Genomic DNA, 26801 nt, shown 5'->3' with positions numbered 1-26801 from the left:
GTGCGGATCACCCGTGTGAAAGTAGGTAATCGTCAGGCTCCTCATGCTACAAACAAAAACCCCACCCCACCAAGGTGGGGTTTTTGCGTTTCAGCGCGCCGCCCTACCTTGCGTATCGCCCTCTCTCAGAGACAGGTCAACGCGCCAGGAATCGCTCAGCCAAACGCACCCAATACGATGAACCGATCGACAGCAGGTCATCGTTGAAGTCATAGCTAGCGTTGTGCAGCATGCACGGCCCGGCGCCGTGACCCCGATCACGATGTCCACCATCGCCGTTGCCGAGAAACGCGTAGCAGCCCGGCTTCTCAAGCAGCATGAACGAGAAATCTTCCGCGCCCATCGTCGGTTCGATGGCGCTGTTTACCTTGTCCTCCCCGACGACCTCGGCCATGACCGCCGCCGCGAACCGTGCTTCATCGGGCGCATTGATCGTAGGGGGATAGTTGCGCAAGAAGTGCACGTCGGCTTCGCAGTCGTAAGCGGACGCAGTCGCTTCGACAATCTTGCGCATGCGCGTCTCGACCAAATCAAGAGTCTCGACTGTGAAAGTCCGCACAGTCCCACCGAGCCAGGCCTGATCCGGGACGACATTAACGGCGTCGCCTGCATGAATCTGCGTGATTGAGAGCACCGCGGTGTCCATGGGCTTCTTGTTCCGGGTGATGATGCCCTGAAGGCCGTTCGCGATCTGCACTGCCGTGAAAACCGGATCACGCCCGTTATGAGGCATTGCCGCGTGTGAACCCGTCCCGCGAATGGTCACGCGAAACTCATTGCTCGATGCCATGATCGGCCCTTCAGTCACGCCGAAGTGACCAGCCGGCATGCCAGGCCAGTTGTGAATGCCGAATACGGCATCGACCGGAAAGCGCTCGAAAAGTCCATCCTCGATCATCGCTTTCGCGCCCGCGCCGCCTTCCTCCGCCGGCTGGAAGATGAATACGATCGTGCCATCGAATCGCCCGTGTTCCGACAGATGCTTCGCGGCGCCGAGCAACATGGCCGTATGGCCATCGTGACCGCAGGCGTGCATGCGTCCATCGTGAGTCGACCGGTGTCCAAAGGTGTTCAGCTCCTGGATGGGCAGGGCGTCCATGTCGGCGCGCAGCCCAATCGAGGCATGACCGTCGCCGCGTTTCAGAATTCCGACAACACCTGTTTTGCCCACCCCGCGATGAACTTCAATTCCCCACCGCTCGAGGCTTTCCGCTACCAGTTTGGCCGTGCCGACTTCCTCATACCGCAGTTCGGGATGAGCATGAATGGTTCGTCGAAGGGTCTGGATTTCGTCGTGTGATGCTTCGATTTCAGGGATCAGGTTCATTTGAACTACTCTCGGATTTGAATTCGGAATGCGCGTATTGACTACGTATGGTGTTCTCCCATTCTACGCCGCCACTATTCGCCTTATCGGGCGGACGGTCGCATAGCGGGCGTAATAGAATTCCGTTATCTACTGCCGTTTTTCATGTTTCTCCGGACATTTTCAATGAACGCCCCCGCCGAGTTCGCCCGCGCCGTTTGCCCGCATGATTGCCCCGATACGTGCGCCTTGCGCGTGACCGTCAAGGACGGCAAGGCGATCAAAGTCAGCGGCGATCCCGACCATCCGCCCACCCAAGGCGTGCTTTGCACAAAAGTATCGCGCTACGCAGAGCGCACGCATCATCGGGATCGCTTGCTTACGCCGCTGCGCCGAATCGGCCGTAAAGGCGAGGGTCGATTCGAACCAATCGGCTGGGATGAAGCGCTCAAGCTCGCAGCCGAACGACTTAAGCCGATCGCGCAGCGCGTCCCCGAAGCCATCCTGCCCTATAGCTATGCCGGCACCATGGGGCTCGTGCAGGGCGAGAGCATCGCGGCGCGCTTCTTCAACGTTCTCGGTGCGTCGCGGCTCGAGCGCACGATTTGCGCCGCCGCGGGCGCTGCCGGCCTGCGCTATACCTACGGCGCAAGTCTCGGCATGCACACCGAGTTCTATGCCGAGAGCGAGATCATTCTGATCTGGGGCGCCAATCCGATCGCGTCGAGCCTGCATTTCTGGACGCTTGCCCAAGAAGCCAAGCGCCGCGGCGCGAAGCTGATTGCCATCGATCCCTATCGATCGCTGACGGCCGAGAAGTGTCATCAGCACATCGCGCTGCGACCCGGCACTGACGCAGCGCTCGCGCTCGGCATGATCGACGTGCTGATTCGCGAGCAACTCATCGATCCGGACTACATCCGCGCACACACGCTCGGTTTCGACGCGCTCGCTGCGCGAGCAGCGCAGTATCCGCCGTCCCGCGTCGCGCAGATCTGTGGAATCGAAGAGAGCGTCGTGGTCGAACTGGCGCGCGCGTTCGGCTCGACCAGGAAGGCGTCGATCCGTCTCAACTACGGCATGCAGCGAGTGCGCGGCGGCGGTAACGCGGTGCGTGCGATTGCCTGTCTCCCGTCGCTCACGGGCGCATGGCGTGAACGTTCGGGCGGGTTGCTGCTGTCGTCGTCGGGATGGGCCCCCATCGACGGCGCCGCGCTCGAGCGTCCCGACCTGCTTCCCGGCTGGCCCGCGAAGCTTCCGCGCGCGATCAGCATGAATGCGATCGGCGATGCGCTGCTGCATCCGGGCGACGAGACCTTCGGCCCGAAAGTCGAGGCGCTCATCGTGTACAACTCGAACCCGGTCGCGGTTGCGCCGGACTCGGCGAAGGTCGCGGCGGGCTTCGCACGCGAGGACTTGTTCACGATCGTGCTCGAGCATTTCCAGACCGACACCGCCGACTACGCCGACCTGATTTTCCCGGCAACGACGCAACTCGAACATCTCGACGTCCATAAGTCATACGGCCATACGCACATCATGGCGAACGTGCCGGCGATCGAGCCGGTCGGCGGATCACGGCCGAATACCGAAATCTTTCGTGGCATCGCCCGCGCCATGAGCCTGGACGAGCCGGCCTTGTTCGAGAGCGACGAGGCAATCGCGTCGAAGGCCTTTCACTGGAACGATTCGACACTCGAAGGCGAAGGCTGGGAAAGCCTGAAGCAAACGGGCTGGCTGAAGCTTCGGCTGGACGACGCGCCGCTGGCGAACGGCGGGTTTCGCACGCCCTCCGGCAAGTGCGAGTTCTACAGCGAACGCCTGAAACAAGAAGGACTCGACCCGTTGCCGGACTATCTGCCGCCCTATGAATCGGCCGACGGCTCGCCGGAACTGCACACGCGCTATCCGCTCTCGATGATCTCGCCGCCCGCGCGCAATTTCCTCAACAGCAGCTTCGTGAACATCGAGAGCCTGCGCGCGTCGGAGCGCGAGCCTCATCTGGACCTGCATCCCGCCGACGCGGCGGCTCGCGACATCGCCGACGGCGCCCTGGTGCGCATCTTCAACGACCGAGGTTCGATGCAGGCCCGCGCGCGCGTGACGGAGCGGGCGCGTGAGGGCGTCGTTGTCGGTCTGTCGATCTGGTGGAAGAAGCTGTCCCCGGACGGCCGCAACGCGAACGAAGTGACCAGCCAGGCGCTGACAGATCTCGGCCGATCGGCAACTTTCTACGATTGCCTCGTAGAAGTGGAGCCCATGCACTGATGAGCTTTATTCACGAGGGCCGGAACAAGTGTGCAGCATGGCGTCTAACCCAGTTGTCGGACGTAATCCAAGCAGCTAGGATTCCGATTCCGCACGACCATTCTAAAAGCCTATAAAGGAGACGCCGTGGAGAAACCGTGGCTGAAGTCATACCCGGCCGGCGTGCCAGCGGAAATCGATGTGTCGGCGTATCGGTCGGTTTCCGAGTTGCTCGAGGACAGCTTTCGCGCCAACCGCGACCGTCGCGCGTTCGTCTGTATGGGGCAGGCCATCACCTACGGCGAGCTCGACACAATGTCGCGCAACCTCGCCGCATTCTTCCAGCAGAAGGGCCTGGCGCCTGGCGCGCGCGTCGCCCTGATGATGCCGAACATCCTGCAATATCCGGTGGCGATCGCGGCCGTGTTGCGCGCAGGGTATATCGTCGTCAACGTGAATCCGCTGTACACACCACGGGAACTGGAGCATCAGCTCAAGGACAGCGGCGCGGAAGCGATCGTCATTCTGGAAAACTTCGCGGGCACGTTGCAGGCCGTGGTCCGGAACACGGCGATCAAACACGTGATCGTCGCGGCGCTGGGCGACCTGATGGGCGTGAAGGGGCTGCTCGTCAATTTCGTCGTGCGTCGCGTGAAAAAGCTGGTGCCCGAATGGAATGTGCCTGGAAGCATCCGCTTCAATGACGCGCTGGCCGAAGGCAGCCGCGCCACGCTCCGAGCCGTGACGCAAGGCCCCGACGACGTCGCGTTCCTGCAATACACAGGCGGCACCACGGGCGTCGCGAAAGGCGCGACGCTCACGCACGGCAACGTGGTGGCGAACACGCTGCAATCCCAGGCGTGGTTCGATCCGGCGCGCAAGCGTCGGCCGGACATCGACCAGTTCGTGTGCGTGGTCGCGTTGCCGCTGTATCACATCTTCGCGCTGACGGTCTGCGGCTTCCTGACGATCCGCTGCGGCGGCGTCGGCATGCTGATTCCGAATCCGCGCGACATCGCGGCCACCATCAAGGAACTGAAGGGCGTTCAGATCAACACGTTCCCGGCGGTCAACACGCTCTACAACGCGCTGTTGAATCATCCCGATTTCGGCAAGCTTGACTTCTCCAAGCTCATCGCCGCGAACGGCGGCGGAATGGCCGTGCAGGAAGCGGTGGCCAAGCGCTGGTTCGCTGCCACGGGCGTGCCGATCGTCGAAGGGTACGGTCTGTCGGAGACCTCGCCGTGCGTCACCTGCAATCCGACGACCGCAACCGAATACACCGGCACGATCGGCCTGCCGTTGCCGTCGACGGAAGTTGCCATCCGCGACGATGACAATCGTGACGTGCCGCTCGGTCAGCCCGGCGAGATCTGCATTCGCGGGCCGCAGGTGATGGCCGGCTACTGGAACCGTCCCGACGAAACCGCCCTGGTGATGACGCCGGACGGCTTTTTCCGTTCCGGCGATGTCGGCGTCGTGGACGAGCGGGGTTACGTGAAGATCGTCGATCGCAAGAAGGACATGATCCTGGTGTCCGGCTTCAATGTTTATCCGAACGAAATCGAGGATGTCGTCGCGATGCTGCCCGGGGTGTTCGAAGTGGCGGCGGTCGGCGTGAAGGATCAGAATTCCGGCGAGGCGGTGAAGCTCTTCATCGTGCGCCGGGACCCGGGTCTGACCGAAGCGGATGTCATCGCCTACTGCAAGGAGCGGCTCACGGGCTACAAGCGCCCGCGCATGATCGAATTTCGCACCGAGCTGCCGAAGAGCAATGTCGGCAAGATCCTGCGGCGCGAACTGCGCGACGGACGAGTCTGAAAAACAGGCCAGCAGAGAAAAAGCCTTCGTGTCGCGAAACACGAAGGCTTTTTTGTTGGCTGCGAGCGACAGCCGCCGCAGACAATGCCAGGCCAGAACGCAGACGAAAAAAAGGCGCCCGAAGGCGCCTTTCAGAGCGTGCTGCTGTGTTCTTATTAGAACTTGTGGCGGATGCCGACGATGGCAGCCAGCTGGTTCGTCGTCGACGACGGCGACAGGCCGTTGATGCTGGCAACTGCGCTGCGGCCAGTCGAGTCCGTACCGCTTGCGTGCTGGTACACACCGTCGATGTACAGGTCGGTACGCTTCGACAGGAAGTAGTCCGCGCCGAGCATTGCCTGATGGTACTTGGCATCGCCCAGGCCGTAGCCCTTCGTGTAGTCGTAAGCGACGCCGAGCAGCAGAGCCGGGGTCAGCTGATACTTGAAGTTGATTTCGGCGTTGTGGAACTTGCCCGAACCGCCCGTGTAACCTGCCGGGTTCAGGCCCGTGCCGGCTTCCGAAGCGACATCCTTGAACTGCGTGTTGCTATACGTTGCGCCAACGGTCGCTGCGCCGAACGTGTAAGCACCGCCTGCCGAGATGACTTGCTGCGTCTTCGCCGAAGCAAAGCCCGAGTACACGCGGCTGGCGGCCATGTTCGAGGCCGTGGTGCTCGACGCCGGGGTGTTGCCGAAGAACGAGTAGTTCGGATCCTTGACGTTCAAGTAGCCGGCGCCCAATTGCAGCGGGCCTTGTGCGTAGCCTGCGCCAACCGACCAGATCTGGTTGCGGTTGAACTGGCCAGCGTTGCCGCCCAGGCTGTACAGACCGCCGAACGTGAAGCCTGCGTAGTTCGCGCTCGTGTACTTGATCGCGTTATTCACACGATTCGAGTTGTTCAGGTTGTCGAGGTCGCCCGGGTGTGCGCCGAAGTACGAGGCCCACTGGCTACCGACTTCGAATGCGCCCGTGTAGTCAACCACGGAGTCGTACTGGCGACCCAGCGTGACCGTACCGAATTGCGTCGAACCCAGGCCGACATATGCCTGACGGCCGAATTCAGCACCACCCTGGCCAAGACGGCCGTTGAACACGTTGAAGCCGTTTTCCAACACGAAGATGGCCTTCAGACCGCCACCCAGATCTTCCGTACCACGCAGGCCCCAACGGCTGCCTTGCAGGTTGCCGCTGTTCATCTGATATTGCTTTTGGCCAGCGGCGTTGTTCGTGTACACGAAGCCTGCGTCGATGATGCCGTACAGCGTCACGCTGCTCTGCGCATGGGCAGCACCAGCGAAAACGCCCAAAGCTGCGAGAGCGAGAAGCGACTTTTTCATTGAATAGATCTCCAGGGAGTGATTGCGACTTTTTGGCAAGGTCACTGTTCTTGGCGCCAGTGTGTTGACGGTCCCTGCCGGGCTTCTTAACGAAGTTGACACGTAATGTAACAAAGAGACTTTTACGGACAAAGGAAAAGGGGCTCGTCCTTGAGACTCATGTGACGTTTACGCAACAGGCGCTAAAATGTTGGTTTTGCAGGATTTTTGCGACCCGTGTTTGCCCTAATTCCAAATTCAGGGTGATTCGAGCGGTCCGTTTTGCGCTTTTCGGCACCCTTGACGCACATGCCGCGGCCAGTTTTTTGCCATGTCCCGGTCATTTTCACGAGCCGCTGCGGGCCGAGCGAGGCGAAGGGGGCGAGCATTCGGACAGACGCGAGGTACGCTAGAATCCGCGTTTTGCCGCCGCAACCGGCCGGGCTGGAGAATGCGGATTGCTGAGTCGGATGGCTTCAACCACCGTCGGCGGATAACGAAGAGAGGTGAGAACATGACACTCGATGAAGTCATCAGCGAGTTCGATCGGGGGCTGCGTTCCATGACGGGCGTGAGCCGCATGTCGCGGCCGCTTCCCGAGGCGACGCCGGGCACGGGCGCCGAAGACGATCTCTTCCCCGAGGAGTTGGAACTCACCGAAAAGGAGCGCGCGCACTCGGCCGGTCTAATGCGAGTGAATCATGTTGGCGAAGTCTGCGCACAGGCGCTTTATCAGGCGCAAAAACTCGCGACGACCTCGCCCGAACTGAAGTCCAGTTTCGAGCACGCGGCACGCGAGGAAGAGGATCACCTCGCCTGGACGTCGCAACGACTCAAGGACCTGGAGTCGCGTCCGAGCCTGCTCAACCCGTTCTGGTATGCCGGTGCGCTGGCACTCGGTTTTGTCGCGGGACGGTTCGGCGATCGCGCGAGCCTCGGCTTCATGGCCGAGACCGAACGTCAGGTCGAGCAGCACCTCGACGGCCATATGAACACGCTGCCGGCAAGCGACCGCGCCTCGCGTGCCATCGTCGAGCAAATGCGACTCGACGAAAGCGCGCATGCCGCCGCAGCAACCAGCGCCGGTGGCAGCGAAATGCCCTTTCCCGTGCGTGCGCTGATGCGCGCGGCATCGAAGGTCATGACGACCACTGCTTACTATATATAGTATGACCACGGTCCCGGTCGCCTATGTCTGGCCGATCGGACCGCGTCTCAGCGAAATCCCACTTTCGGCCTGAGAAACGCCCGCAAGAACCGTTACATTTCCCTCATTTCACGCGCTGATTTCACGTATCACCTTCAGATCCATCACTAGCTCTCTAATTCATAACGCTTTTCTGTTTTCCCGTCACTTCAAGCTCGTGCGCTAAGTCCTTGTTCTAGCGGAAAAAAACGTCTCGAAAAAAAGTCACGCGTCTTGACCGAGGAAATGCCTTCCTCTAAAGTGGGAGACAGTGTGAGAAAGTGGTCTTTTGTGTGATTCACAGGCCATTTTTGAGCAAAACAGCGGCGGGAGGGGCGCCATCGTGGCGCCGTAGCCGGCCAGAAGGTCCGGACGCACGCCAAGGCGAGCACCCGGACGGCAAAAGGCAGAAGGCACAGGGAGAGGGGCGAGTGTTCCAAGGGGCGTCGGCGCTGACGCTCGATGCGAAAGGGCGGATGTCTATTCCGTCCCGCTATCGGGAAGCGCTGCAAGGGCAGGCTGAAAGCCGGGTGACGCTCACAAAGAGCCCGGATGGATGCCTGTTGCTGTTTCCTCGCCCGGAGTGGGAAGTCTTTCGCGCCAAGGTCGCCGCGCTTCCCATGGAAGCGATGTGGTGGCGGCGCATCTTTCTCGGTAATGCAATGGACGTCGAACTGGACGGCAACGGGCGCGTGTTGGTGTCGCCTGAATTGCGCTCGGCTGCGTCGCTTGAAAAAGACGTGACGCTGCTCGGCATGGGCGCGCACTTCGAATTATGGGATGCCGAGACCTACGCCGCGAAGGAAGCCGCGGCCATGGCGCAGGGCATGCCCGACGCGTTGAAGAACTTCACCTTCTGACGCGGCGCTGAAAAACATGGCACCTGCGATGGGAAATGAACTGCAGCATCGCACGGTGCTGCTGAAGGAAGCGGTAGACGGGCTGATCACGCGTACCGACGGCATCTACATGGATGGCACGTTCGGGCGCGGCGGACACAGCGGAGCCATTTTGCAGGGGCTGGGCGAAGCGGGGCGGCTGATCGCGTTCGACAAGGACCCGCTGGCCATCGCCGCGGCGGAAAAGATTCAGGATTCGCGCTTTGCGATCGTTCACGACAGCTTCGCGATCATGCGTGAAGCGGCCAGCGAGCGCGGCGTGCGGAAAGTGTCGGGTGTGCTGCTGGACCTGGGCGTGTCATCGCCGCAAGTGGACGACCCGGAGCGCGGCTTCAGCTTCCGCGCACAAGGTCCGCTCGACATGAGGATGGATCCGACTCGGGGCGAGTCGGCGGCTGAGTGGCTCGCGCGAGCCACGGTGCAGGAACTGACGGAGGTGATAAGAGATTATGGGGAAGAACGGTTTGCTTTTCAGATTGCAAAGGCGCTTGTTGCTCGCCGGGCAGAGTCCGACCGTCTTGGGCCTCTCGACACCACGCGCGAGCTTGCCGAAATCGTGGGTCACGTCGTCAAAACCCGTGAGAAGGGCAAGGACCCGGCAACTCGCACCTTTCAAGCTATACGGATTCACGTCAATCAAGAGCTTGCGGAGCTGCAGGTAGTTCTCGAATCGGCACTGGCATTGTTGGAGCAAGGGGGGCGGCTGGTCGTGATCAGCTTTCATTCGCTCGAAGACCGGATCGTCAAGCGGTTCATGCAGGCGCACGCAAGCGCGCCCGTCGTGGACCGGCGCTTGCCGATCCGTGCGGTCGATCTTCCCAGCCCGCCGTTGCGGGTGGTGGGCCGCGTGTTTCCGAGCGAGGCTGAAGTGGCCGACAACCCCCGGGCACGATCCGCGGTGATGCGTATCGCGGAGCGGATCGCGCCATGAACCGCCTCAACATCCTGCTGCTGATCGTCGTGCTCGGGTGCGCGCTGTCGGTCGTCAGCGCCACCAACAAGCAGCGGCAGGTGTTCATCGAACTGCAGCGGACGCAATCGCAGGAGCGCCAGCTGCAGCAGGATTATTCGCAACTGCAGTACCAGCAGAGCGCGCTGTCGAAGACTTCGCGCATCGAGCAATTGGCCAACACGTCCCTGAAGATGCAGCCCGTGACGACCGGACGTACCCAATATCTCACCTATGACGCGGCCGCCAACAAGGCCGCCGACGCCCCCATGCCGCCGCCGCTGCCGGCGTCGGCGCCGCCTGCCCGCGGAGCCAAGCGATGAAAAAAGCCGCGAAGCAGAGAGACATCGCTCATACGCCGAATCCGCTCCTCGCCGTGCGCCTGCCGATGTGGCGCTCGAAGTTCGTCGTGTTCCTGCTGTTCATGGCGTTCGTCGCGCTGGCCGGGCGCGCATTCTGGATCCAGGGCCCGGGCAACGCGTTCTTCAAGAAGCAGGGCGAGAGCCGCTATCAGCGCACGCTCGAAATGCCGGCCACGCGCGGGCAGATTCGCGACCGCAACGGTCTCGTGCTCGCCACGAGCCTGCCGGTGAAGGCCATCTGGGCGATTCCCGAAGCCGTGCCCAACGACCTCGGCGCGGACAAGCTCGCCGAACTGTCGAAGCTGCTCGACATGTCGCAGAAGGAACTGCGCACGAAGCTCTCGATGGACAAGACCTTCGTCTACGTGAAGCGTCAGGTGCCGCTCGAAGTCGCACAGAAAGTCGCGGCGCTCGACATCCCCGGGATTTATTCGCGCGGCGAATACAAGCGCTTCTATCCGGAAGGCGAAATCACGGCGCATCTGATCGGCTTTACTAATATTGAAGACAGGGGTCAGGAAGGCGTCGAGCTCGGCGACCAGGGCGTGCTCGCCGGCACGCCGGGCATGCGTCGCGTGATCAAGGACCGGATGGGCCACATCGTCGAAGACGTCGACGAGCAGGTGGTTCCGCACAACGGGAGCGACGTCGAACTGTCGATCGACAGCAAGATTCAGTACATCGCGTACACGAACCTGAAGGCGGCCGTCGAGAAGTCGAAGGCGAAGGCGGGCGCGGCGATCGTGATCGACGTGAAGACGGGCGAGGTGCTCGCGCTCGTCAACTATCCCACCTACAACCCGAACGACCGCTCGCACATGACCGGCGAGCAGTTGCGCAACCGCATTCTCACGGACACTTTCGAGCCCGGCTCGATCATGAAGCCGTTCACCGTTTCGCTCGCGCTGGATCTGCACCGGGTGACGCCGAACACGCTCGTCGAGACCGGCGGCGGCTCCTTCGTGCTGGACGGCGCGCGCATCACCGACGACGCCGGTTTCGGCACGCTCACGGTGGGCGGCGTGATCCAGAAGTCGAGCAACATCGGCGCGACGAAGATCGCGATGCAATTGCGTCCGGAAGAAATGTGGAACATGTACACGAGCATCGGGCTCGGTCAGGCGCCGAAGGTCGGCTTCCCGGGCGCGGTGACCGGGCGCCTGCGGCCGTGGAAGAGCTGGCGCCGCATCGAGCAGGCGACGATGTCCTACGGCTACGGCCTGTCCGCCTCGCTGTTCCAGCTGGCGCGCGCCTACACGGCGATCGCCAACGACGGCATGATTCTGCCGGTTTCCATCTTCCGCACGCCGGGCGACCAGCCGCCGCTCGGCCAGCGTGTCTTCGCGCCGACCACCGCGCGTGAAGTCCGCGCGATGCTCGAGACCGTGGTGGCGAAGGGCGGTACGTCGCCGGATGCGGCGGTGCCGGGCTATCGCGTCGGCGGCAAGTCGGGCACGGCCTACAAGCACGGCGCTCACGGCTACGATCATTCGAAGTACCGCGCGTCGTTCGTCGGCATGGCGCCGATGCCGAATCCGCGCATCGTCGTGGCCGTGTCGGTGGACGAGCCGACGGCGGGCAGCCACTTCGGCGGCCAGGTGTCGGGTCCGGTGTTCTCGGGCGTCGTCGGCGATACGCTGCGCGCGCTCAACGTGCCGCCCGACATGCCGGTCAAGCAGATGGTGGTGAACGACGAGTCGAACCCGGCGAACGCGCCCGCAGGTCCGCAGCCGGCCAACGCGACCAGCGCCAACGCCGCCCGCAAGGTCGCGGTGTCGAGCAATGCAAAGACGCATCCGGGAGTCGTGCGATGAGCGCGCCAGCCCGTCAGACGCGCATGCAGAAGGACGTGTCGCACGCCGTGGAATGGCTGCGCGCGCATGCTCGAGCGGACGCGCACCTGCACGCGGACACGCGTTCGCTCAAGAGCGGCGACGTGTTCATGGCCTATGCCGTCGATGGCGCCGACAACCGTCCGTACCTCGATGCAGCGCTCGCCGCGGGCGCGGCCGCAGCGCTCTATCAGCCGGAGCATTTCGCGGGCAAGCCGGACGCAGCGAAGACGCTCGCCGTGAAGGCGCTCAACGAGCTTGCCGGTCCCATCGCTGCCGCGTGGTACGGCGAGCCCACGGCGTCGATGCTCACCGTCGGCGTGACCGGCACGAATGGCAAGACCTCGTGCAGCCAGTGGCTCGCTACCGCGCTGACGGCGCTCGGCCGTCCGTGCGCGATCATTGGCACGCTCGGCATCGGCATGCCGGGCAAGCTCACGCATACCGGTTTCACCACACCCGATGCGCCGCAACTGCAACGCAATCTCGCGCAGCTGAAGGCGCAGGGTGTCGAAGGCATCGCGATGGAGGTGTCTTCGCATGCGTTGCATCAGGGGCGCGTGAACGGCGTGGATTTCGACATCGGCATCTTCACGAATCTCACGCAGGATCATCTCGACTATCACGGCACGTTCAAGGCCTACGAAGCCGCGAAGGCGCGTCTGTTCGCGTGGCCGACGCTCAAGACGGCCATCGTCAACCGTGACGACGCGGCGGGCCAGCGCCTGATCGAATCCCTGCGCGGCAAGGTTCGAACGATTGCCTATGGCGTCGAGATGCCCGTCAGCGCCACGCCCGGCGCCGACGCGCTGCTGCTTGCCACGCAAGTGCGCGCCACGGCAACGGGCACGGCGTTTCACCTTTCGTCCGACTGGGGCGAGGCCGATGTCGAAGTCGGCACGCTCGGCGATTTCAACGTGAGCAACCTGCTCGCCGTGCTCGGCGTGCTGCTGGAAGTGGGCGTGCCCTTCGATGCCGCGATCACGCGCATCGCGAAGCTCGAATCGGTGAACGGGCGAATGGAACGACTGGGCGGCCGCCTCCAGAACGACGAGCCGCTCGTCGTGATCGATTACGCGCATACGCCGGACGCACTGGACAAGACCCTGGCCGCGCTGCGCCCGATGGCGGCGGCACGCGGCGGCGAACTGGTCTGCATGTTCGGCTGCGGCGGCGACCGCGACGTGACCAAGCGTCCGTTGATGGGCGCCATCGCCGAGCGTCTCGCTGATCAAGTGGTCATCACGAGCGACAATCCGCGCAGCGAAGAGCCGATGTCGATCATCGAGCAGATCGCCGCCGGCATGAAGGACGCCACGCGGACGCGCCGCATCGAGGACCGAGCGAGCGCCATCCTGCAGGCGATCCGTGCGGCGGCGCGCGAGGATGTCGTCGTGCTCGCCGGCAAGGGGCATGAGGCCACGCAGGAAATCATGGGCAAGAAGCGCGCGTTCTCGGACCAGGATCACGCGCGCCTCGCCCTGGCGTCGCGCGCCACGCAACCGCGCGGAGGTGGCGAATGACGATGTTCACCTTGCGCGACGCCGCCGCGATGATCCCGGGCGCCACGCTTCACGGCGAGAACGACATTGCGATCGAACGCATCGTCACCGACAGTCGCGGCGTGCAGGCCGGCGACCTGTTCATCGCGGTGAAGGGCGATCGTTTCGATGCGCATGATTTCCTCGATCAAGTGGCGAAAGACGGCGCGGCCGCCGCGCTCGTGTCACGCGATCCAAGCAACGGCAGTGCCTGGCGGCTTCCTGTCATCAAGGTAAAGGACACGCGCGCGGGCCTCGGTGCGTTGGCACACGGCTGGCGCACGCGCTTCACGATGCCGCTCGTCGCCGTCACGGGCAGCAACGGCAAGACGACGGTCAAGGAAATGATCGCCTCGATCTTCGCCGCGGCCGTCGGCGAAGGGGCGCGTCTCGCGACCGCGGGCAACTTCAACAACGACATCGGCCTGCCGCTCACGCTGTTCCGCCTGAACGCGTCGCACAAGCTCGCCGTGGTCGAGCTCGGCATGAATCACCCGGGCGAAACCGAACTGCTGGGCAAGATCGCGGCGCCCACTGTCGCCGTGGTCAACAATGCGCAGCGCGAGCATCAGGAGTTCATGGCGACGGTCGAAGCCGTCGCGCTCGAACATGCGTCGGTGATTCACGCGCTCGGCGAGACCGGCACGGCCGTGTTCCCGGCGGACGACCATTACGCCAGCATCTGGCGCGTCGCGGCGACCGGCAATCCGATCATGGATTTCGCGCTCACCGACGACACCTCGAAAGCCGCTGTCACCGGCACGCTCGACGGCACGACGGTCCATCTGCATACGCCGCAGGGCGCGTGCGATGTCGCGCTGGCCGTGCTCGGCGAGCACAACGCGCGCAACGCGCTGGCGGCCGCGGCGGCGGCGCTCGCCGCAGGCGTTGCGCTGGATGCCGTGAAGCGCGGCCTCGAAGCCTTCCAGCCTGTGAAAGGCCGTCTGCAAGTGAAGCGCGCGCAGCTTGGCGCGCTGGCCGGCGCCACGGTGATCGACGACACCTACAACTCGAATCCCGACTCGATGCGCGCCGCCATCGACGTGCTGGCCTCGCAGGCCACGCCGCGCGTGCTCGTGATGGGCGACATGGGTGAAGTCGGCGAGGAAGGCCCGGCGTTTCATCGTGAAGTCGGCGCGTATGCGGCGGAGCGCGGCATCGATGCGCTGTTCGCGCTCGGCGCCGCCAGCCGCGACGCGGTGAACGCATTCAACGCGCAGGCATCGAAGCAGACCGGCGCGCATTTCGATGACGCGGCCGGCCTGATCGCCGCGCTCGAACACGCAAGCTACGGCGAGCACGCCACGTATCTCGCGAAAGGCTCGCGCTTCATGAAGATGGAGCGCGTGGTGGACGCCTTGACGAGTCCACACCAACCCGCAGCGGGCCAAGCGCCCGCCGCACATTGATTCACTGAAGGACCAGCATGCTACTCGCACTCGCGCAATGGCTCCAGAATGACGCCAGCTTCATGCGCGTGTTCAATTACCTCACGTTTCGCGCCGTGGGCGCCACGGCGACGGCCATGTTGATCGGCCTCGTCTGCGGCCCGTGGGTGATCCGCAAGCTGACCGCGCTGAAGGTCGGCCAGGCCGTGCGCAAGGACGGCCCGCAGTCGCACCTCGTCAAGTCCGGCACGCCGACCATGGGCGGCGTGCTGATCCTCATCGGCATCGCGGTGTCCACGCTGCTGTGGGCCGACCTCACGAACCGTTTCGTGTGGATCGTGATGCTCGTCACCTTCGGCTATGGCGTGATCGGCTGGGTGGATGACTACCGCAAGGTCGTGCACAAGGACCCGCGCGGCATGTCGTCGCGCGAAAAGTATTTCTGGCAATCCGTGATCGGTCTGTTCGCCGCCGTGTATCTCGCGTTCAGCGTGTCCGAAGCCAGCAATACGCGCGTGTTCGATCTCTTCATGGCCTGGGTGCGCAGCGGTCTTTCCATGGGCCTGCCCGCGCGCGCCGACCTGATGCTGCCGTTCGTGAAGGCCATCAGCTATCCGCTCGGCGTGTGGGGCTTCATCGCGCTCACGTATTTCGTGATCGTCGGTTCGAGCAATGCCGTGAATCTCACCGACGGCCTCGACGGCCTCGTCATCATGCCCGTCGTGCTCGTGGGCGCGTCGCTTGGCGCGTTCGCGTATGTGATGGGCAGCTCGGTGTACTCGAAGTATCTGCTGTTCCCGCACATTCCCGGCGCGGGCGAACTGCTGATCTTCTGCTCGGCGATGGGCGGCGCGGGCCTCGCCTTCCTCTGGTACAACACGCACCCCGCGCAGGTCTTCATGGGCGATGTCGGCGCGCTCGCGCTCGGCGGCGCGCTGGGCACGGTCGCGGTGATCGTGCGTCAGGAGATCGTGCTGTTCATCATGGGCGGCATCTTCGTGGCGGAAACGCTGTCGGTGATGCTGCAGGTGTTCTGGTTCAAGTTCACGAAACGCCGTTACGGCGAAGGCCGCCGCTTCTTCAAGATGGCGCCGCTGCATCACCACTACGAACTGTCCGGCTGGACCGAGACGCAAGTGGTGGTGCGCTTCTGGATCATCACGTTGATGTTGTGCCTGTTTGGCCTCTCGACGCTCAAGTTGCGTTGATCGAAGCAGGCGTTTCAAGCAGCTCCAGTTTTATTTGCAGTTCTCCGGGAAAGGTAAAGCGATGTTTGGCGAGAAGTTCGTGGGTCGGCAAAGTCCGATGGTGCTCGTGCTGGGACTGGGTGAATCCGGTCTGGCGATGGCGCGCTGGTGCGCCAGGCACGGCTGCCGCCTGCGTATCGCCGACACGCGCGAGACGCCGCCCAATCTCTCCGAACTGGCCGTCCACCAGATCGACGCGGACTTCGTCGGCGGCGTCTTCACGCCCGAATTGCTGGATGGCGGCATCGAGCTGGTCGCGATCAGCCCGGGGCTGTCGCCGCTCGCGCCCGATCTCGCACCGCTGATCGCCGCCGCGAACGAGCGCGGCATTCCCGTGTGGGGCGAACTCGAACTCTTCGCGCAGGCGCTCGCCGGACTCGGCGCGAACGGCTATGCGCCGAAGGTGCTGGCGATCACCGGCACCAACGGCAAGACCACGACCACCGCGCTCACCGGCCTCTTGTGCGAGCGTGCGGGCAAGACGGTGGCGGTGGCGGGCAACATCAGCCCGGCCATGCTCGACAAGCTGACCGAAGCCATCGACCAGACCGCGCTGCCGGACGTGTGGGTGCTCGAACTGTCGAGCTTCCAGCTGGAAACCGCGCACAGCTTCGCGCCGGATGCGGCCGCAGTGCTCAACATCACGCAGGATCATCTCGACTGGCACGGCGGCCTTGATGCCTACGCCGCCGCGAAGGGCCACATCTTCGGGCCGCGCACGGTGCGCGTGCTGAACCGCGACGACTCGCGCACCATGGCGCTCGCCAAGAACATCGCGCAGGACCGCGTGGTGAGCTTCGGTCTGAACGAGCCGTCGTTCGTCGGCGACTACGGGCTGCTGCGCGACAACGGCATGCTGTGGCTGGTCGCGGGCATCGATCAGGACGCGTCGGGCGAACCCGCGCCGGCGCGCCGCCGCAAGCAGGAAGCCGCCGAGCCGAACCTCGTGTCGAAGCGCCTGATGCCCGCCGACGCGCTGCGCATCCGCGGCCTGCACAACGCGGCGAACGCGCTGGCCGCGCTGGCTTTGGCCCGCGCGATCGACCTGCCGCTCGCGGCGCTGCTGCACGGGCTGCGTGAATACCGTGGCGAACCGCATCGCGTGGAAGTGATCGCGCAGATCGACGGCGTCGATTATGTCGACGACAGCAAGGGCACCAACGTCGGCGCGACGGTCGCGGCGCTCGACGGCCTCGCGCAACGCGTCGTGCTGATCGCCGGCGGCGAGGGCAAGGGCCAGGACTTCTCGCCGCTCGAAGCGCCAGTCGGCCGCTGGGCGCGCGCGGTGATGCTGATCGGACGCGACGCGCCGCGCCTGCGCGAGACGCTCGCCGCCACCGGCGTCACACTGGAAGACCACGCCACGCTCGAAGCGGCGACCAACGCCGCCGCGCGCATCGCGGAAGCCGGCGACGCCGTGTTGCTCTCGCCCGCGTGCGCGAGCCTCGACATGTTCAAGAACTACGCACATCGCGCCGACGTGTTTCGTGGCGCGGTCGAAGAAATCGCCGCCGCGCGGGGAGTGATGTTATGAGCTGGACGGAACGCTTCGGATCGAAACTGACGGGCCAGCGCAACGTGGTCTCGCACGACTCGCTCGCGGGCCGCACGGACTCCGGCATGCGTTCGCGCCGCGAGGGCGCGGGCGGCATTTCGAGCGCGGTGAACGGCGTGCGTCCCGCGCGCTCGCGCATGCTCGACTATGACTATTCGCTGTTGTGGGTGACGATCGCGCTGCTCGGCCTGGGCGTGGTGATGGTGTATTCGGCGTCCATCGCGATGCCTGATTCCCCGAAGTACGCGAGCTATCGCGACTGGCACTTCCTGATGCGCCACCTGGTTTCGATCGCGACTGCGCTGGTCGGCGCGGTGATCGCCTTCAAGATTCCGATCAAGGTCTGGGAAAAGTACGCGCCGAAGTTTTTTCTCTTCTCGCTGGTGCTGCTGATCATCGTGTTGATCCCGCACATCGGCAAGGGCGTGAACGGCGCGCGCCGCTGGATTCCGCTCGGCATCTCGAACATGCAGCCGTCGGAAATCATGAAGCTCGCGGTGACCATCTACGCCGCGAACTACACGGTGCGCAAGCAGGAGTTCATGCACAGCTTCGGCAAGGGCTTCCTGCCGATGGCCGTCGCGGTGGGTTTCGTCGGCGCGCTCTTGCTGCTCGAACCGGACATGGGCGCGTTCATGGTGATCGCGGCCATCGCCATGGGCGTGCTGTTCCTCGGCGGCGTGAACGGCAAGCTGTTTGGCGGACTGGTGGCAACGGCCGTCGGCACCTTCGCGCTGCTGGTGTGGGCATCGCCGTGGCGTCGCGAACGCATTTTCGCGTACCTCGATCCGTGGGACGACCGCTACGCGCAAGGCAAGGCTTATCAATTGACGCACTCGCTGATCGCCTTCGGACGCGGCGAGTGGTTCGGCGTCGGGCTCGGCGGCAGCGTTGAAAAGCTCAACTACCTGCCGGAAGCGCATACCGACTTCATCCTGGCCGTGATCGGCGAGGAACTCGGTTTCGTCGGCGTGATCTGCGTGATCCTGCTGTTCTACTGGATCGTGCGCCGTGCGTTCGAGATCGGCCGTCAGGCGCTCGCGCTCGACCGCACCTTCGCCGGCCTGATGGCGAAGGGCGTGGGCATCTGGTTCGGCGCGCAGACCTTCATCAACATGGGCGTGAACCTCGGCCTCCTGCCGACCAAGGGTCTCACGCTGCCGCTCGTCAGCTACGGCGGCTCGGGCATCTTGCTGAACTGCGTCGCGCTGGCGGTGCTGCTGCGCGTCGACTATGAAAACCGGGTGCTGATGCGCGGAGGAAAAGTATGAGCGCGCGACGCGACCGCACCTTGATGGTGATGGCGGGCGGCACCGGGGGCCATGTGTTCCCGGGGCTCGCGGTCGCGCACTGGATGCAGTCGCACGGCTGGCGCGTGGTGTGGCTCGGCAACGCGAGCGGCATGGAAGCGACGCTCGTACCGAAGCACGGCATTCCAATGGAATACGTGCGCTTCGGCGGCGTGCGTGGCAAGGGCCTCGGGACCAAGCTGATGCTGCCGGTGAACCTGCTGCGCGCCTGCACGCAGAGCCTCGCCGCGCTGCGCCGCGTGAAGCCGGATGTGGTGCTCGGCATGGGCGGCTACATCACGTTTCCGGCGGGCATCATGACGAAGCTCGCGGGTTGCCCGCTCGTGCTGCACGAACAGAATTCGATCGCCGGACTCGCGAACAAGCTGCTCGCGCATCTCGCGAAGCGCGTGCTGGTGGCGTTCCCCAATGCTCTGCCGAATGCGGAATGGACGGGTAATCCGCTCCGTGCGGAACTAACCAGCGCTTTGCCACCCAAAGAACGCTACGCCGCGCGTTCCGGACGCCTGAACGTGCTCGTCGTCGGCGGCAGTCTCGGCGCCGCGGCGTTGAACGAAACGGTGCCGAAGGCGGTCGCGATGCTCGCATCCGACCAGCGTCCGCGCATCGTGCATCAGGCGGGCGCGAAGCATATTGCGGCGCTCGAAGCGCATTACGCGGCGGCGGGTCTCACGCAGGACGAAGACCTGCAACTCGTGCCGTTCATCGAAGACATGGCCAGCGCCTACGCGGCGGCGGATCTCGTGATCTGCCGCTCGGGCGCCATGACCGTTTCCGAGATCGCGGCCGTGGGCGTGGCTGCGCTGTTCGTGCCGTTCCCGTTCGCCGTCGACGATCACCAGACGACCAACGGCGCGTTCCTCGCGAAGAACGGCGCGGCCGAGCTGATACAACAACATGATTTGTCGGCGCAAAAGCTCGCCGACTGGTTACGCGTACAGACCCGCGAGACGCTGGCCGAGATGGCCGTGCGTTCGCGTGCCTTGGCGAAGCCGGACGCGACCGAGAAGGTCGCGAGTATTTGCGCCGACGTGGCGGGCGCGCGTTTCGACGCGCAAGCTCGGGAGGCACACTGAATGAAACATATCGTCAAGCATATTCACTTCGTCGGGATCGGCGGCGCGGGCATGAGCGGCATCGCCGAGGTGCTGCTCAATCTCGGTTACCACGTCAGCGGCTCGGATCTCTCGAACGGCGCCGTGACCGAACGCCTGCGCACACTCGGCGCGCGCGTCGAGATCGGGCATCACGAGCACAACATCGAAGGCGCGAACGCGGTCGTCGTGTCGACAGCGGTGCGTTCCGACAATCCCGAAGTGCTGGCCGCGCGCCATCGCCGTGTGCCCATCGTGCCGCGCGCCGTGATGCTCGCCGAACTGATGCGCCTGAAGCAGGGCATCGCGATTGCCGGCACACACGGCAAGACCACGACCACCTCGCTCGTCGCGAGCGTGCTGGCGGCGGGCGGGCTCGATCCGACCTTCGTGATCGGCGGGCGGCTCAACAGCGCGGGCGCGAACGCGCGGCTCGGCACCGGCGATTTCATCGTCGCGGAAGCCGACGAGTCGGATGCGTCGTTCCTGAATCTGTTCCCGGTGATCGAAGTCATCACGAACATCGACGCCGATCACATGGACACCTACGGCCACGACTTCGCGCGGCTCAAGCAGGCGTTCATCGAGTTCACGCACCGTCTGCCGTTCTATGGCATCGCGGTGCTGTGCGTCGACGATCCGAACGTGCGCGAGATCCTGCCGTTCGTGTCGAAGCCGATCATCCGCTATGGCCTCGGCGCGGAAGCCGAAGTGCGCGCGGTGAACGTCGAGGCGCGCAATGGCCGCATGCATTTCACGACGCTGCGCACGGACGCGCCGTCGCTCGACATCGTGCTGAACCTGCCGGGCACGCACAACGTGCAGAACGCGCTCGCGGCGATTGCGATTGCGACTGAACTTGAAGTGCCGGATGCCGATATTCAGCGTGCGCTCGCCGAATTCAACGGCGTGGGCCGGCGCTTCCAGCGCTACGGCGAAGTGAACGCGAATGCCGGCGAAGGCGCTTACACGCTGATCGACGACTACGGTCATCACCCGGTGGAAATGGCCGCGACTATCGCGGCGGCGCGCGGCGCGTTTCCGGGGCGCCGCCTGGTACTGGCGTTCCAGCCGCATCGCTTCACGCGCACGCGCGACTGCTTCGAGGACTTCGTGAAGGTGCTGTCGACGGTCGATGCCCTCGTGCTCACCGAGGTCTACTCCGCGGGCGAGGCGCCGATCGTCGCCGCCGACGGCCGGGCGCTCGCGCGGGCCATTCGGGTGGCGGGCAAGGTCGAGCCGGTGTTCGTCGACACGGTGGATGAGATGCCGGACGCGATCACGACGCTCGCGCGCAATGACGACGTAGTGATCACGATGGGCGCGGGTTCCATCGGCGGGGTGTGCGGCAAGCTGGCGAACGTCACAAACGCCACCAACGCGACGAGCGGTCAGAACTGAAATGACAGACGTAACGAGCAATCAAGTGAATCGAATCGATCCGAAACTTTTCGGCAAAGTCGCGGTGCTGCTGGGCGGTCATTCCGCCGAGCGCGAGGTGTCGCTCAACTCCGGGCGGCTCGTGCTCGAAGGTCTGCGCGCGGCAGGCGTGGATGCGCATCCGTTCGACCCGGCCGAGCGTCCGCTGGCGGAACTGAAGAGCGAAGGCTTCGAGCGCGCGTTCATCGCGCTGCACGGCGGTTATGGCGAGAACGGACAGTTGCAGGGCGCGCTGGATTTCTACGGCATTCGTTATACGGGCAGCGGCGTGCTGGGTTCCGCGCTCGGCATGGACAAGCTGCGCACCAAGCTCGTCTGGCAGCAGACCGGCATCCCGACGCCGCCGTTCGAAACCGTCTTTCGCGACGAAGACTATGAAGCGCGCGCGCAGGACATCATCGTGAAGCTCGGCTTGCCGCTCTTCGTGAAGCCGGCGAGCGAAGGATCGAGTGTCGCGGTCATCAAGGTGAAGAGCGCTGAAACGCTCGGCGCGGCGCTGGCGGAAGCCGCGCGCTTCGACAAGATCGTGATCGTCGAGCAGAGCATCGAGGGCGGCGGCGAGTACACCTGCTGCATCGCGGGTGACCTGGATTTGCCGGTCATCAAGATCGTGCCGGCGGGCGAGTTCTACGACTATCACGCGAAGTACGTCGCCGACGACACGCAATATCTGATTCCGTGCGGCCTGACGGAAGCCGAGGAAACGCGCATGAAGCAGCTGACGAAGCGCGCGTTCGAGATCCTCGGCTGCACTGACTGGGGCCGCGCCGACTTCATGCTCGACGCCGACGGCAACCCGTACTTCCTGGAAGTGAACACGGCGCCCGGCATGACGGATCACTCGCTGCCGCCGAAAGCCGCGCGCGCGGTCGGCATCAGCTACAGCGATCTCGTCGTGCAGGTGCTGTCCCTGACTTTGAAGCAGTAAAGCAATAAAGCGATCACTCACCGGACCTGTAGCAGCGACACTATGTGGAACAACGTTCGCCAACTCAACCTCGCCGCCAATGCGCTGCACGTCGTACTCGTGCTGCTGCTGCTGGGCGCGGCGGGTTACTGGGCGATCCAGCGTCCCGAGTTCCGGCTGCGCGAAATCCAGATCGACGGCGACACGACCCACATCAGTTCGCCGGTGATCCGCGCGAGCGTGGTCGGGCGTGTGAAGGGCAACTTCTTCACGGTGGACCTGGATTCGGCGCGGACCGCGTTCGAACAGGTGCCGTGGGTGCGGCACGCGAGCGTGCGCCGGGTCTGGCCGAACGCGCTGGCGGTGACGCTCGAGGAATACAAGCCGCTCGGTACGTGGGGCACGGATCAGCTGGTGAGCACGGACGGCGAACTGTTCACTGCGAACCAGGGCGAACTGGACGACGACCTGCCCGCGTTCGACGGCCCGGAAGGCACCGCGAAGGAAGTCGTCGCGCGCTACCACGACTTCGAGAAGTGGTTCGCGCCGCTGGATGCGAAGCCGGACGAAGTGACGCTGTCGCCGCGTTTCGCGTGGACGGTGAAGCTCTCGAACGGCATGCAGGTCGAACTTGGTCGTGAGCGCAATCAGGACACGCTGCTCGAGCGCAGCAAGCGCTTCGTCGCGTCGTGGCCGGCGGTCACGGGGCGCTGGGGCAAGGAGATCGAATATGCGGATTTGCGGTACCCGAACGGCTTCGCGATACGAGCAGCGAACATGCGCTTCATCAATGACACCGACAAGGCCAAGAAGTAAGCAGACATCACGGGCATGAGCACGCTATGAGCAAAGACTACAAAGACCTGCTGGTTTCCCTCGACATCGGAACGTCGAAGGTGGTCGCGATCGTCGCCGAACTGAAGGGCGAAGGCCACTATGAGGTGATCGGACTCGGTCAGGCCGACTCGAAGGGGTTGAAGAAGGGCGTCGTGGTCAACATCGAGGCCACGGTGCAGTCCATCCAGCGCGCGCTGGAAGAAGCCGAGCTGATGGCGGACTGCAAGATCACGAATGTCTTCACCGGCATCGCGGGCAGCCATATCCGCAGCTTCAATTCGAGCGGCATGGTGGCGATCAAGGACAAGGAAGTCACGCAGGCGGACGTCGCGCGCGTGATCGAAACGGCCAAGGCGATCAACATCCCGACCGATCAGCAGGTGCTGCACATCCTGACGCAGGAATTCATCATCGACGGCCAGGAAGACGTGCGCGAGCCGATCGGCATGAGCGGCATCCGGCTGGAAGTGAAGGTGCACATCGTCACGGGCGCGGTGAGCGCGGCGCAGAACATCGTCAAGTGCGTGCGCCGCTGCGGCCTCGAAGTGAACGACCTCGTGCTGCAGCCGCTGGCGTCGTCGCTGGCGGTGCTGACCGAGGACGAGAAGGAACTGGGCGTGGTGCTCGTCGATATCGGCGGCGGCACGACCGACATCGCCATCTTCAGCGAAGGCGCGATCCGCCACACGGCCGTGATCCCGATCGCCGGCGACCAGATCACGGGCGACGTCGCCATGGCGCTGCGCACGCCCACGCCCGACGCGGAAGACATCAAGGTGAGCTACGGCATCGCGAAGCAGGCGTTGGCTGATCCGGACGAAATGATCGAAGTGCCGGGACTCGGCGAACGCGGCCCGCGCACGTTGTCGCGCCAGGCGCTGGCGGCCGTGGTCGAGCCGCGCGTCGAGGAGCTGTTCTCGCTGGTGCAGCAGGTGGTGCGCGAGTCGGGCTACGAAGAGCTGCTGTCGAGCGGCGTCGTGCTGACCGGCGGCGCCGCGATGATGCCCGGCATGGTCGAGCTGGGCGAAGACATCTTTTTGAAGCCGGTGCGCATCGGCGTGCCGGAGTACGCGGGCGGTCTTGCTGATGTCGTGCGCAATCCGCGCTACTCCACCGCGATGGGCTTGCTCGCGGAAGGACGCTCGCAACGCATGCGCGGCCGCAAGGTCGCGGTGCAGAACGGATCGATGGGACAAGTGTTCACGAGGATGAAGGACTGGTTCCTCGGGAATTTCTGACGATTACGCATCAAACGAATTACGCGCTGGTACCGGCGGCTGGCGCGCGATGTGAGGTTGCCCGATCTCTCATCGAATAACGCCGATCTTCATTCTTGACGGAGGCAACATGGATTTCGAAATGCTGGAAACGGAAACCAACGGCACGATCATCAAGGTCGTGGGTGTTGGTGGTGCGGGCGGTAATGCAGTCCAGCACATGATCAACCGCGGTGTGCAGGGCGTCGACTTCATCGTGATGAACACCGACGCGCAAGCGCTGGCCCGTTCGCGCGCGCCGACGGTGCTGCAACTGGGCATGACCGGTCTCGGCGCAGGCGCCAAGCCGGAGAAGGGCAAGGAAGCGGCGGAAGATGCACGCGAGCGCGTGGCTGATGCACTGCGCGGCGCGCACATGGTGTTCATCACCGCAGGCATGGGCGGCGGCACGGGCACGGGCGCAGCGCCGGTGGTCGCGCAGATCGCCAAGGAAATGGGCATTCTGACGGTGGGTGTGGTCAGCAAGCCGTTCGAGTTCGAAGGCGGCCGCCGCATGCGTGTTGCCGAAGCAGGTTCGCAGCAACTGGAGGATCACGTCGACTCGCTGATCGTCGTGCTGAACGACAAGCTGTTCGAGGTGATGGGCGATGACGCCGAGATGGACAAGTGCTTCCAGTGCGCGGACGACGTGCTGAACAACGCTGTCGCAGGTATCGCTGAAATAATCAATGTCGATGGCCTGGTCAACGTCGACTTCGAAGACGTGAAGACCGTGATGGGCGAGCAGGGCAAGGCGATGATGGGCACGGCGACGGTCGCCGGCGTCGATCGCGCGCGTCTGGCCGCCGAGCAGGCTGTTGCCAGCCCGCTGCTGGAAGGTGTGGATCTGTCGGGTGCGCGCGGCGTGCTGGTGAATATCACGTCGAGCCGTTCGCTGCGTCTGTCGGAAACGCGTGAAGTGATGAACACCATCAAGTCCTACGCGGCCGACGACGCTACCGTGATCTTCGGTGCGGTGTATGACGACGCAATGGGCGACGCCCTGCGCGTGACGGTGGTGGCAACGGGCCTGGGCCGCGCGGCGAAGAAGCAGCAGCAAGCGCCGATGACCCTGCTCCGTACCGGCACCGACAATCAGCCGATCGCACACGGTCCGCAAACGGCGCACAATTCGTATGGTTCGCAGCACGGCCAGTCGACCACCGACTACGGTCAGCTCGACACCCCGGCGGTGTGGCGTTCGACGCGTGAGACGGCGGCATCGCATGTGCAGGCTTTGCAGGAAAAGGGTGTCGATACGTATGACATTCCGGCGTTCCTGCGCAAGCAGGCCGACTGAGCGTCGCGCACGTGATTTGCTGATGAACAAGGTCTGACGAAGCAGCTTACCGCGTGGCCGCGCCGGACGTCTTGCGCGGTTCATGCAGGCATCACGTGGGGCGACTGTCCAAGGCCGCGTCCTGATTCACCGATGGACGCCGGGCCGTGGCCAGCCGACCCCCACGCTTCCGCTCCCCGAGGCTGGGGAATCCGGATGGAAGCCGCATGACCGTCACGCCGTCGGGCAGGATTCGCGGGACGATGCGATCGCGAGCAGGTTCACGAGCACTGACAAGGGAAGGACCGAGCATGATCAAAGTGGGTGACACGCTGCCGGATGTGCGTCTCTTCGAGTTCATCGAGGAGGCGACGGAAGGCTGCGCCGTGGGACCGAACGGGTTCCAGGCGCGCGAGCGGTGCGCAGGCAAACGCGTGGTGATCTTCGGATTGCCGGGCGCGTTCACGCCGACGTGCTCCGCCAGGCACGTGCCCGGCTATGTCGAGGCGGCGGCGGAGTTGTCCGCTGCCGGCATCGACGAGGTCTGGTGCGTTTCCGTCAACGACGCGTTCGTCATGAGCGCGTGGGGACGCGATCTTCAAACCGCGGGCAAGGTAAAGATGATCGCAGACGGCAGTGCGCGTTTCGCCCAGGCACTCGGACTGGATCAGGATTTGACCGAGCGTGGCATGGGAATCCGTTCCCAGCGCTACGCGATGGTGGTCGACGACGGCGTGGTCAAGACGCTGAACGTCGAAGCGCCCGGCAAGTTCGAAGTCAGCGACGCTCGAAGCATCCTCGCGACGTTGCGCTGATTTCAGCGGCGCTGCGTTGCCGTTGCGCAACGCCCGTGGCGCCCTCGTAATCCGCCGCAACTTGGGGCCGATGACCGGAAATGCCTCCATTCCGGGCATCGGCCCGTTCGACTTTTAAAAAGGCTATGTGCGAGTAACACAGGGAAACAGTTGATACGTCCCGAAGCACGACGGCGCTTGGCGAATGGAGTATAATTCGGGCTATCGGAATAAAGTGAGTGATTGATTCTCT

Annotated in this window: 21 protein-coding genes; 19 read left to right on the top strand and 2 right to left on the bottom strand. The window is 64.1% G+C overall.

Translation table 11 applies throughout. The annotated features are described in order from the left end of the window. Positions 1–136: 136 nt before the first annotated feature. Positions 137–1327, bottom strand: coding sequence for a M20 aminoacylase family protein (locus tag QCE63_RS13325; RefSeq protein ID WP_309833445.1), 1191 nt, complete (start codon positions 1325–1327; stop codon positions 137–139). 165 nt (positions 1328–1492) lie between these two features. Between QCE63_RS13325 and QCE63_RS13320 the strand changes: the two genes are divergently transcribed. Together QCE63_RS13320 and QCE63_RS13315 are read left to right on the top strand one after the other, a co-directional pair. After that, positions 1493–3574 carry a molybdopterin oxidoreductase family protein gene (locus QCE63_RS13320; RefSeq protein WP_309833444.1) on the top strand — a complete coding sequence of 694 codons (2082 nt, stop codon included), beginning with the start codon at positions 1493–1495 and terminating at the stop codon, positions 3572–3574. A 126-nt stretch (positions 3575–3700) separates the two neighbouring features. Beyond that, the gene (locus tag QCE63_RS13315; protein ID WP_309833442.1) at positions 3701–5374 is read left to right on the top strand and encodes a long-chain fatty acid--CoA ligase; all 1674 of its coding nucleotides are present in this window, start codon (positions 3701–3703) and stop codon (positions 5372–5374) included. 155 nt (positions 5375–5529) lie between these two features. Here QCE63_RS13315 and QCE63_RS13310 read toward each other — a convergent pair whose 3' ends face one another. Continuing rightward, positions 5530–6693 carry a porin gene (locus tag QCE63_RS13310; protein WP_309833441.1) on the bottom strand — a complete coding sequence of 388 codons (1164 nt, stop codon included), beginning with the start codon at positions 6691–6693 and terminating at the stop codon, positions 5530–5532. A gap of 493 nt (positions 6694–7186) precedes the next feature. Between QCE63_RS13310 and coq7 the strand changes: the two genes are divergently transcribed. The 17 genes from coq7 to QCE63_RS13225 all read left to right on the top strand — a co-directional run bounded on the left by coq7 (position 7187) and on the right by QCE63_RS13225 (position 26569). Then, on the top strand, positions 7187–7840 hold the full coding sequence (gene coq7, locus QCE63_RS13305) for a 2-polyprenyl-3-methyl-6-methoxy-1,4-benzoquinone monooxygenase (protein ID WP_309833439.1): 654 nt from the start codon (positions 7187–7189) through the stop codon (positions 7838–7840). A gap of 449 nt (positions 7841–8289) precedes the next feature. Further along, on the top strand, positions 8290–8718 hold the full coding sequence (gene mraZ, locus QCE63_RS13300) for a division/cell wall cluster transcriptional repressor MraZ (protein ID WP_309833810.1): 429 nt from the start codon (positions 8290–8292) through the stop codon (positions 8716–8718). A 28-nt stretch (positions 8719–8746) separates the two neighbouring features. Continuing rightward, positions 8747–9688 (top strand): 16S rRNA (cytosine(1402)-N(4))-methyltransferase RsmH, encoded by a 942-nt coding sequence (gene rsmH, locus QCE63_RS13295; RefSeq protein WP_309833436.1) that lies wholly within the window; start codon positions 8747–8749, stop codon positions 9686–9688. Beyond that, positions 9685–10029, top strand: coding sequence for a cell division protein FtsL (gene ftsL / locus QCE63_RS13290; protein WP_309833435.1), 345 nt, complete (start codon positions 9685–9687; stop codon positions 10027–10029). Before rsmH ends, ftsL begins: the two co-directional genes overlap by 4 nt. Next, positions 10026–11882, top strand: coding sequence for a penicillin-binding protein 2 (locus QCE63_RS13285; protein WP_309833434.1), 1857 nt, complete (start codon positions 10026–10028; stop codon positions 11880–11882). The genes ftsL and QCE63_RS13285 overlap by 4 nt, the downstream gene beginning before the upstream one ends. Then, entirely contained in the window at positions 11879–13423 is a 1545-nt protein-coding gene (locus QCE63_RS13280) for a UDP-N-acetylmuramoyl-L-alanyl-D-glutamate--2,6-diaminopimelate ligase (protein ID WP_309833432.1), read from the top strand. The genes QCE63_RS13285 and QCE63_RS13280 overlap by 4 nt, the downstream gene beginning before the upstream one ends. After that, on the top strand, positions 13420–14850 hold the full coding sequence (murF, locus tag QCE63_RS13275) for a UDP-N-acetylmuramoyl-tripeptide--D-alanyl-D-alanine ligase (RefSeq protein ID WP_309833431.1): 1431 nt from the start codon (positions 13420–13422) through the stop codon (positions 14848–14850). The genes QCE63_RS13280 and murF overlap by 4 nt, the downstream gene beginning before the upstream one ends. Before the next feature lie 17 nt (positions 14851–14867). Beyond that, positions 14868–16037, top strand: a complete 1170-nt coding sequence (mraY, locus tag QCE63_RS13270; RefSeq protein WP_309810012.1) for a phospho-N-acetylmuramoyl-pentapeptide-transferase — start codon at positions 14868–14870, stop codon at positions 16035–16037. 61 nt (positions 16038–16098) lie between these two features. Then, positions 16099–17610 (top strand): UDP-N-acetylmuramoyl-L-alanine--D-glutamate ligase, encoded by a 1512-nt coding sequence (gene murD / locus QCE63_RS13265; RefSeq protein WP_309833430.1) that lies wholly within the window; start codon positions 16099–16101, stop codon positions 17608–17610. Then, positions 17607–18902, top strand: coding sequence for a putative lipid II flippase FtsW (gene ftsW / locus QCE63_RS13260; RefSeq protein ID WP_309833429.1), 1296 nt, complete (start codon positions 17607–17609; stop codon positions 18900–18902). The genes murD and ftsW overlap by 4 nt, the downstream gene beginning before the upstream one ends. Continuing rightward, on the top strand, positions 18899–20017 hold the full coding sequence (gene murG, locus QCE63_RS13255) for an undecaprenyldiphospho-muramoylpentapeptide beta-N-acetylglucosaminyltransferase (protein ID WP_309833428.1): 1119 nt from the start codon (positions 18899–18901) through the stop codon (positions 20015–20017). Before ftsW ends, murG begins: the two co-directional genes overlap by 4 nt. Beyond that, on the top strand, positions 20018–21436 hold the full coding sequence (gene murC, locus QCE63_RS13250; RefSeq protein WP_309833426.1) for a UDP-N-acetylmuramate--L-alanine ligase: 1419 nt from the start codon (positions 20018–20020) through the stop codon (positions 21434–21436). It abuts the gene before it with no gap. 25 nt (positions 21437–21461) lie between these two features. Beyond that, the gene (locus QCE63_RS13245) at positions 21462–22403 is read left to right on the top strand and encodes a D-alanine--D-alanine ligase (RefSeq protein ID WP_309833425.1); all 942 of its coding nucleotides are present in this window, start codon (positions 21462–21464) and stop codon (positions 22401–22403) included. A gap of 42 nt (positions 22404–22445) precedes the next feature. Next, positions 22446–23198, top strand: a complete 753-nt coding sequence (locus QCE63_RS13240) for a cell division protein FtsQ/DivIB (RefSeq protein ID WP_309809994.1) — start codon at positions 22446–22448, stop codon at positions 23196–23198. A gap of 26 nt (positions 23199–23224) precedes the next feature. Continuing rightward, positions 23225–24457, top strand: coding sequence for a cell division protein FtsA (gene ftsA / locus QCE63_RS13235; RefSeq protein WP_309833423.1), 1233 nt, complete (start codon positions 23225–23227; stop codon positions 24455–24457). A 109-nt stretch (positions 24458–24566) separates the two neighbouring features. Further along, positions 24567–25775, top strand: coding sequence for a cell division protein FtsZ (gene ftsZ, locus QCE63_RS13230; RefSeq protein WP_309809990.1), 1209 nt, complete (start codon positions 24567–24569; stop codon positions 25773–25775). A 290-nt stretch (positions 25776–26065) separates the two neighbouring features. After that, entirely contained in the window at positions 26066–26569 is a 504-nt protein-coding gene (locus tag QCE63_RS13225; RefSeq protein WP_309833809.1) for a peroxiredoxin, read from the top strand. Positions 26570–26801 lie beyond the last annotated feature (232 nt).

The sequence above is a fragment of the Caballeronia sp. LZ065 genome (assembly GCF_031450975.1).
In the GTDB taxonomy this organism is placed as follows: domain Bacteria; phylum Pseudomonadota; class Gammaproteobacteria; order Burkholderiales; family Burkholderiaceae; genus Caballeronia.
The sequence above is the reverse complement of the archived record's forward strand: the minus strand, read 5'-3'. Positions and strand labels throughout refer to the sequence as shown.

What these genes read in the sequence shown, in the direction of transcription:
- murG (WP_309833428.1), top strand. Translation starts at nt 18,899, where the DNA reads ATGAGCGCGCGACGCGACCGCACCTTGATGGTGATGGCGGGCGGCACC.
- ftsA (WP_309833423.1), top strand. Translation starts at nt 23,225, where the DNA reads ATGAGCAAAGACTACAAAGACCTGCTGGTTTCCCTCGACATCGGAACG.
- murF (WP_309833431.1), top strand. Translation starts at nt 13,420, where the DNA reads ATGACGATGTTCACCTTGCGCGACGCCGCCGCGATGATCCCGGGCGCC.
- QCE63_RS13240 (WP_309809994.1), top strand. Translation starts at nt 22,446, where the DNA reads ATGTGGAACAACGTTCGCCAACTCAACCTCGCCGCCAATGCGCTGCAC.
- QCE63_RS13285 (WP_309833434.1), top strand. Translation starts at nt 10,026, where the DNA reads ATGAAAAAAGCCGCGAAGCAGAGAGACATCGCTCATACGCCGAATCCG.
- QCE63_RS13310 (WP_309833441.1), bottom strand. Translation starts at nt 6,693, where the DNA reads ATGAAAAAGTCGCTTCTCGCTCTCGCAGCTTTGGGCGTTTTCGCTGGT.
- murC (WP_309833426.1), top strand. Translation starts at nt 20,018, where the DNA reads ATGAAACATATCGTCAAGCATATTCACTTCGTCGGGATCGGCGGCGCG.
- QCE63_RS13225 (WP_309833809.1), top strand. Translation starts at nt 26,066, where the DNA reads ATGATCAAAGTGGGTGACACGCTGCCGGATGTGCGTCTCTTCGAGTTC.
- QCE63_RS13320 (WP_309833444.1), top strand. Translation starts at nt 1,493, where the DNA reads ATGAACGCCCCCGCCGAGTTCGCCCGCGCCGTTTGCCCGCATGATTGC.
- ftsL (WP_309833435.1), top strand. Translation starts at nt 9,685, where the DNA reads ATGAACCGCCTCAACATCCTGCTGCTGATCGTCGTGCTCGGGTGCGCG.
- coq7 (WP_309833439.1), top strand. Translation starts at nt 7,187, where the DNA reads ATGACACTCGATGAAGTCATCAGCGAGTTCGATCGGGGGCTGCGTTCC.
- QCE63_RS13280 (WP_309833432.1), top strand. Translation starts at nt 11,879, where the DNA reads ATGAGCGCGCCAGCCCGTCAGACGCGCATGCAGAAGGACGTGTCGCAC.
- murD (WP_309833430.1), top strand. Translation starts at nt 16,099, where the DNA reads ATGTTTGGCGAGAAGTTCGTGGGTCGGCAAAGTCCGATGGTGCTCGTG.
- ftsZ (WP_309809990.1), top strand. Translation starts at nt 24,567, where the DNA reads ATGGATTTCGAAATGCTGGAAACGGAAACCAACGGCACGATCATCAAG.
- ftsW (WP_309833429.1), top strand. Translation starts at nt 17,607, where the DNA reads ATGAGCTGGACGGAACGCTTCGGATCGAAACTGACGGGCCAGCGCAAC.
- rsmH (WP_309833436.1), top strand. Translation starts at nt 8,747, where the DNA reads ATGGGAAATGAACTGCAGCATCGCACGGTGCTGCTGAAGGAAGCGGTA.
- QCE63_RS13325 (WP_309833445.1), bottom strand. Translation starts at nt 1,327, where the DNA reads ATGAACCTGATCCCTGAAATCGAAGCATCACACGACGAAATCCAGACC.
- mraY (WP_309810012.1), top strand. Translation starts at nt 14,868, where the DNA reads ATGCTACTCGCACTCGCGCAATGGCTCCAGAATGACGCCAGCTTCATG.